Consider the following 5,121-nt stretch of genomic DNA (forward strand, 5'->3'; position numbering starts at 1 on the left):
TGTTTGTGCCGATAAGTTTGCAGTTGTGAAAGTTATCGTTCCCGATGCAGGTAAAACAACAGACGCTGCAGTCCCATTCTCGGTATAATTAACGGTTCCGTTCGGTGTTCCTGAAATTGTTATATCCGTTGTGGTTCCCGTACATATTGTAGATGCACCTGATATTGAAATCGAAGCTGTTGGAGACGATAGCACATCTACAATTGTTGTAGTGGAACAACCGTTACTATCAACATAAGTAATCGTCGTTGTACCTGCAGAAACTCCGGTTACCAATCCCGCAGCATCAATAGTTGCCACTGAAGCATTCGATGTTGTCCATGCATTCGATGTTGCCGGTGTTCCCGTACCTGTTAACTGAGTGGTCGCACCTATACATGTCGTCAATGTTCCGGATATTGTCGGTATAGCGTTGATGGTTACAGTCGCCGTTACCAAACATCCGTTATTATTAGTATAGGTTATTGTTGTGGTTCCAGCTGTAAGTCCGCTTACCAATCCGGTATTGTCTACCGTAGCAACTGCTGTGTCAGATGAAAACCATGCTCCTGCTGCTGCCGGTGTTCCCGATCCGGTTAATTGAGTCGCCGAACCAGCACAAGCGGATAAGGTACCGCTTATCGTTGGTAACGGGTTAACCGTAATCGTCATCGGAGCTGTAGGCGCACATTGTCCGGCATCCGGAGTAAAAGTATACGTAGTTGTGATTGTATTGTTCAAAGCCGGAGACCATGCACCCGTTACACCTTCATTCGAGGTTGTTGGTAATGCCGCTAACGTTCCACCGGAACAAATTGGGAGAACTTGTGTAAATGTAGGTGTAACCATCGGATTCACCGTGATAGTCATCGTAGTCGGAACTGAACATTGACCAATATTTGGTGTAAATGTGTATGTGGTTGTAGCTGTGTTATTCATGGCAGGTAGCCAAATTCCCGTAACACCTTCATTGGAAGTTGTAGGTAATGCTGATAACGCAGCCCCTGAACAAATTGCAGCGACCTGTGTAAAAGTCGGTGTTACAGTCGGCGTTACCGTAATAGTCATCGTAGTCGGAACCGCACATGGTCCCGCATTTGGTGTAAAAGTGTACGTAGTTGTAGCAGTATTATTTAATGACGGAGACCATGTTCCCACAATTCCTTCATTGGAAGTAGTTGGTAATGTCGTTAATGATCCACCCGCACAAATTGGAGCAACTTGTGTAAATGTAGGCGTCACATTAGGTGTTACCGTAATAGTCATCGTAGCTGTTGTTGCGCACAGTCCTGCATCCGGAGTAAAAGTATACGTTGTTGTCGTTGTATTGTTCATAGCCGGAGACCAGGTTCCTGTTACACCTTCATTCGAAGCTGTTGGCAAGGCCGTTAGCGTTCCGCCTGAACAGATTGGTGCAACCTGTGTAAATGTTGGTGTCACAAGCGGATTCACTGTGATAGTCATCGTAGTCGCAATCGAACACTGACCAGTACTTGGTGTAAAAGTATACGTAGTCGTTGCTGTATTATTCAAAGCCGGTGACCAAGTTCCCGTAACCCCTTCATTGGAAGTTGCAGGCAATGCCGATAACGAAGTTCCGGAACAAATTGGCGCAACCTGTGTAAATGTAGGTGTTACAACCGGATTTACGGTAATGGTCATCGTAGTTGGAACCGCACATGGTCCAGCATTCGGCGTAAAAGTATAGGTCGTTGTGGCAGTATTATTCAAAGCCGGTGACCACGTTCCCGTAATACCATCATTAGAGGTTGTTGGCAATGCTGTTAACATCCCTCCGGAACAAATTGGTGCAACCTGAGTAAATGCCGGTGTCACATTAGGCGTTACCGTAATGGTCATCGTAGCTGCACTTGCGCATTGACCCGTAGTTGGCGTGAATGTATAAGTAGTAGTGGCTGTGTTATTCAAAGCCGGCGACCATGTTCCCGTTATGCCTTCATTGGACGTAGTTGGCAATGCCGCTAACGATCCTCCTGAACAAATTGTCGGAACCTGTGTAAATGTAGGCGTAGCACCCGGAGTCACCGTAATGGTCATTGTGGCTGTAGTGGCACATTGTCCGGCATTGGGTGTAAATGTATAGGTCGTGGTAGCCATATTATTGATAGCTGGCGACCAGGTTCCTGTTACTCCATTATTGGAAGTTGTCGGTAAAGCAGGTATAGCTGCCGAAGAGCAAACTGGTGCAACCTGAGTAAAAACAGGCACCGTATTCCCATTATTCACATAGGTAATTTCTACCGTAGTGGTACAATATAAGGTGGTCCAATTGAATCTATAAATACCCGGTACAGAAAATCCTGTGATGGTTGTAGTATTAGCACTAGTATTAGCGATAACTGTTGCTGATGGGTTAGTACTGTCTGCCGACCAGATTCCCATTCCGGCAGCAGTAACAGTTGTTGTATTACTATTACAATCTAAAGTATAAGGGCTTGCAGAAATGATACTGTTGTCTGCCGTAAAGGTAATGGCATCCAAGAAATTCCCAATAGTGGCACCTCCTACACTGGATATTGACTGAAACAGAAATCGGGTAACCGGCTGACCGGCAGGAACCGTATAGGCTCCTGTATTATAACTCCAGGCCGGCACTCCCGTACTAACCCTGCGAATCTCAACATAAGGTCCACCCGGAGGTCCCGCCAAAAGTGCAACAGTGTCAACACCCTGTCTACCTTTGTGAGCAAAACCGTAATTAAATACCGTACTCGTAGGGGTTGCGTAATCCTGGTACACCGCAGAAACCTGATGAGCATTTAATTCGATAAACTGTCTACCGGAATAAGCCGGATGATTTTCATAATTAGGTGCGGGCCAAATTTCTATAATGTGATCCGTAGCAGTTGTTCTCCATCCCAACATCGTATTATCATTTGTCACAAGATTTGGGCTGGTCCCACTAATAACCGGATATTCGAAATCCGGATTAACTGTATTGATCATACAGTTCAAAGTACTCCCATTGGCTGGAGGCTGTGGTGTCTTTACACATACATTAAACTGTACATTCAGGTTTGTAGTTACAGCATTGATTGATGCCCTGACTAAATAAACCGTATTAACCTGCAATCCTGTAGCCGTGATTGAGTTATTCAAACTGCAGGCAATCTGATTCAAACCCCCACACGTTCCTGAATAAAGGGTTAGTGCAATTGGCTGTGGTGATCCTGTGAAATTCAACAAGTCGATAGTCTGTGCCGAATTAATTGCTCTAAATGAGAACCAAATATCACCAGAATTATTAGTTCCGCAAGCAGTACCGCCTTCCGATGAAACTGTCGATCCTACAAGTGACATGTTACGAACCACAGTACATTGATTTATATTGTTAACCGGAATATCTAATGGCATAGAACATTGGTTATATCCAATCAAGGTAGTCGCCGTAACAGGCGTAGTCCAAACACTGATATCTGTAGAAGAACATACGGCTCGTATATAAAAATCATAAGTGGTAGACGCTTGTAAGCTATTAAACACATAAGGTGGCGGACTTGTTACTAACGTCCCCACTGTACCTGCATTAGGCGCAGGAGAACCTGTTGGCAATGCAATAACTTCCCATTGTGTTTCATTAAAACCCGGTGTCCAGGATAAAGTGGCACTTGTCAGCCCCATACTACTTGCAACTAAATTCGTCGGATTCGGACACGTCGGAATATCTTCAACAATTACATTGTCGATAAACAATCTGTTACCATCCAGACCTCCGTTTGGCACATGCCAGGCAATATTTACAGCACCCGTCAATGGGTTGTTTGAAGCATCAACTAAGTTAACTATCCGCTCAACATAAGTGGCGTTACTGTACGAGGCCAATGGTATAATCGTCTGTGTAAAGTTTGCTATGGCACCACCTGTTGTTGAAAGTACAACTCTGAAGTCGTTAGGCTCAGTCGTCGACTGCACTCTATAATGGAATTTTAATCGTTTAGGTCGAGGTGTGGAATTTAAATTAATAGTTGGTGAAATCAACCAGTCATTATTGTTTCCTGCATTAAGATCCGTGAACATCATTGCTGATTGATTCCCTTCAAAAGGAGTAGTTGCATAGTCCATGTTCCACGAATCAGCATCCCCGTTTCCGTTCGCAACCGTCCAACACTGCTGTGTAATAGATGACGAGTTGAAACCTTCAATATAGGGAACGGGAAACATATCACATGTGGTTGTAATAGTTCCTGGTCCAGACCAAGAACTCACTTCACTTGCCGAACAGACAGCTCTTACATAAAATTCATACGATGATACAGGATCTAATCCTGTTACTGTAAACGGATTGGTTCCAGCCGCAATAATTGTACTCCCCGTTGTTGGAGTACCATATCCAGGATCCTGAACCACAATCTCCCATTGTGTTTCGGTTGAACCTGCCGTCCATTGTAATGTAGCTGTTGTACCGGTACTACTTACCACTATTAAAGCGGTTGGTGCAGGGCAAGCGGGTGTCGTTGGCTTTACTACTGAATTTACAACATCTGGGCAAGTACGTGCAATGCCAACACTATGCGGCATCGGAATATCAGCCAAACTTTTATTTGAAGGAAGTAAACCTAAAGATATATCTACTGAAGAATCATGGTTTTCCGAAAACCGGGAATGACCCAGTATGGTAAACAATGACATCAAAATTAACAGAGTAATTTTTTTCATGACATAGTAATAAATTGGATGTATAGCCTCCAAATTTATAGTAAAATTATCGGGAACTTATTCGCAACAACCTACATTCACAAAAAAAGAACATTTTGTTTATTTTTTTGATTTACTGAGCATTACGCAGAATAAAATAAAATTTTTAACATTTACTTACTGATAACCGCAAGAATTCCAACAATATTATGCAATCATACTAAATCGATTCGGCCAGACTTCCACAGTTCTTTTAGGGTTAAAAATTTCTCATATCGAAGAAAAAAACGGTCACGGATGAAATCCATATTAAAATTGCAACTACAAAAAAAGGCGCCCCATTTTAAGGGCGCCTTTTAAAAATGTATAATACTGAATTACTTCTTCACAATCATAAACTCAGAACGTCTGTTTTTAGCATGTTCTTCGTCCGTGCATTGGTCGCATTGTACTTTCAGTTCGCTCTCGCCGTATCCTTTTCCTGAG

Annotated in this window: 1 protein-coding gene; it reads right to left on the bottom strand. The window is 43.3% G+C overall.

Annotated features, from left to right (window positions below; all coding sequences use genetic code 11):
- The coding region (locus FLJC2902T_RS15885; RefSeq protein WP_051364373.1) for an Ig-like domain-containing protein at nt 1-4,656 on the bottom strand (4,656 nt) is incomplete at its 3' end.
- Nucleotides 4,657-5,121: the final 465 nt, after the last annotated feature.

This window comes from Flavobacterium limnosediminis JC2902 (assembly GCF_000498535.1).
Taxonomy (GTDB): domain Bacteria; phylum Bacteroidota; class Bacteroidia; order Flavobacteriales; family Flavobacteriaceae; genus Flavobacterium; species Flavobacterium limnosediminis.